The sequence below is a fragment of the Bradyrhizobium sp. 76 genome (assembly GCF_023073025.1).
Taxonomy (GTDB): domain Bacteria; phylum Pseudomonadota; class Alphaproteobacteria; order Rhizobiales; family Xanthobacteraceae; genus Bradyrhizobium.
In genome coordinates this window covers 1-2608 of sequence record NZ_JADPIS010000157.1, presented here as the reverse complement: position 1 = coordinate 2608, position 2608 = coordinate 1, and the positions used below count along the sequence as shown (strand labels likewise).

The window sequence follows — 2608 nt, the reverse complement described above, 5'->3', positions numbered from 1 at the left end:
GCGTCATGGAGAGAAGGCAGTTTACGCGGGAGTTCAAGCTTGAGGCCGTGCGGCTGATCAAGCAGCGCGGCGTGTCGTATGCGCAGGCGTCCAAAGACCTTGGTATTCATCCGACACAGTTGCGCAGTTGGGTGAAGCAGCTTGCGGACGATCCGCAACATGCATTCCCTGGCCACGGTCAGATGAAGCCGGAGCAACTGGAGATCGCGCAGCTGAAGCGCGAGGTCATCAAGCTTAAAGCCGAACGGGACATCCTAAAAAAAGCCGCGGCCTACTTCGCGAAGGAATCGACGTGAAGTTCGGTTTCGTTGCGAAGCACCGAAGGATCTGGCCGGCGGAATGGTTGTGCGAGGCGCTCGGTGTCTCGCGGGGTGGCTTCTATGCCTGGCTGACACGGCCGCGCAGTGAACGCAGCCGGACCGAAGAAGAGCTTGGCGCGAAGGTTCGAGCCAGCTTCCTGGCCAGCGACCGGACCTATGGCGCCAGGCGGGTGTGGCACGACCTGCTGGCCGAAGGGATATCTTGCGGGCTGCACCGGATCGAACGATTGATGCGGCTGCAGGCCCTTAAAGCACGCCCACGACGGCGTCGACTGCCGCCCGATCTGGGTGAGCGGCAGATCGCCGCCGTCGCTCCCAACGTGCTCGACCGCTCCTTCGAAGCGCCCGCTCCCAATCGCAAATGGATCGCTGACTTCACCTATGTTTGGACGGCGGAGGGCTGGCTCTATGTGGCCGCAGTCGTTGATCTGTTCTCGCGGCGGGTGGTCGGCTGGTCAATGAGTACAGCAATGACGGCACAGCTCGTCACCGATGCCCTGGTGATGGCGATCTGGCGACGAGGCAAGCCGGACGCGCTGTTGCATCATTCCGATCGCGGCAGCCAAGGCGGATTCAAACGGTCGTCGCAACACCAGTTTTTTCACTCACGGCAGCAATTCGTCAAGCGCCTCCGCCGGCGTTTTCCAGCCTAGTGTCTTTCTCGGTCGGGCATTGAGGGCCGCTGCCACAGCGGATATCTCCTCGGCGCTATGGATGCTCAGGTCTGTGCCTTTCGGGAAGTACTGCCGCAGCAACCCGTTGGTGTTCTCGTTGGTGCCACGCTGCCAAGGGCTTTGCGGGTCGCAGAAGTAGACCTGGATACCCGCATCGATCTTGAGACGATTGTGCTGAGCCATTTCGGCTCCCTGATCCCAGGTTAGCGAGCGGCGCAGCTCTTCGGGCAAAGTGATGATGGTGCGCGTGATCGCGTCGCGCACGGCTTCGGCCCCGTGTCCCGCGAGCGCAGGTCCGTTCTTCGCGCGCGGAGCTTCGCCATGCCCCGCTAACCGGGGAAGGTGCAATAGCATCGTGAAGCGCGTCGTGCGCTCGACCAGCGTGCCGATTGCCGAGCTGCCAAGACCGAGGATGAGGTCTCCCTCCCAATGTCCCGGCACTGCTCGATCGGCAGCTTCAGCAGGGCGCTCGCTGATCATGATCTCCGGCGAGACAAAGCCCTTGCCCCGCCTGCGTACGCGCGCCCTGGGCATCCGTAATACACGTCCTGTTCGCAGGCAGGCCGTCAGCTCGCGGCGCAGCGCCCCACGGCCCTGAACGAAGAGAGCTTGATAGATAGCTTCATGGCTGATGCGCATCGTCTTGTCGTCCGGGAAGTCGATCGGCAAGCGTCGGGCAATCTGCTCAGGGCTCCAGGCTTTGGTCCATCGCCGATCCTTGCGCGGCCCATGCCGGCGGCCCTTCCACGGAACGGCGGGACCAAGAACGAGCGCGCCACTCGGGGCTACGACGCCGCCAGCAAGTCTCTCCTCTACATAAGTGCGCAAGGTTGCATTGAGCGCAAGCTTGGTCGGCTTGGGCCGGCGGGCGGCTCGATCCGCATGCCATTGGGCAGTTGTTGCCCGATACTCCAACCCGCCGCCGCGGGTGGCCGCGTTGCGCCGCAGTTCACGGGAGACTGTCGAAGCAGCCCGCCCCAGGCGACGTCCAATCTCATGCATGGAATGGCCCTGCACCTTGAGGAGTGCGATCTCCTCGCGCTCTACCAACGAGAGGTACCGCCCGGAGAGCGCCTTTGCCGAGGATCTGAACATCGCTGGTGGCATGCCGCCCGCCTTTCGGAATAATCTGCTTCCGACAGGTTGTGACAATCCGGCTTCCAGCGCAGCATCTTCGCTGCTTAGCCCCGCGGCAATCGCCCGCCAGAAGTTGTTCTGTTCATCGCGTCCTGCAACAGACGGCCGTCCTGGCGACGGCAATGGGGCTCGTCCTGACCGCGCCGATCGGCGCCTTACAACGTTCATCGCAACCTCCTACCTCCGAGTGTTGCGACGACCGTTTGAATCCGCCCAATACACCAGCGAACAGTTCCAGAGGCTGATGGCCGATCACGGCGTGGTCTGCTCGATGAGCCGGTCAGGCAATGTCTGGGACAACGCTGCAATGGAGAGCTTCTTCTCGTCCTTGAAGACCGAGCGAACAGCGCGCAAAGTGTACCGGTCACGCAACGAGGCCAAGGCCGACGTGTTCGACTACATCGAGCGCTTCTACAATCCGAAGCGAAGGCATTCGACGATCGGATATCTGAGCCCTATGGAGTTCGAACGGAAGGT

1 protein-coding gene and 2 pseudogenes are annotated in these 2608 nt (G+C 62.3%); 2 read left to right on the top strand and 1 reads right to left on the bottom strand.

Translation table 11 applies throughout. The features are described from left to right. Positions 1-5: 5 nt before the first annotated feature. Positions 6-886, top strand: a pseudogene (locus IVB48_RS40585) (IS3 family transposase); the annotation flags it as partial. A gap of 39 nt (positions 887-925) precedes the next feature. Here IVB48_RS40585 and IVB48_RS40580 read toward each other — a convergent pair. Then, complete coding sequence (locus IVB48_RS40580) at positions 926-2299, bottom strand: IS30 family transposase (RefSeq protein ID WP_247408852.1); 1374 nt, start codon at positions 2297-2299, stop codon at positions 926-928. A gap of 43 nt (positions 2300-2342) precedes the next feature. On the opposite strand from IVB48_RS40580, the pseudogene IVB48_RS40575 reads away from it, so the two are divergent. Continuing rightward, positions 2343-2608, top strand: a pseudogene (locus IVB48_RS40575) (IS3 family transposase); the annotation flags it as partial.

Coding starts and splice junctions, on each gene's coding strand:
- IVB48_RS40580 (WP_247408852.1), bottom strand. CDS start 2,299: ATGAACGTTGTAAGGCGCCGATCGGCGCGGTCAGGACGAGCCCCATTG.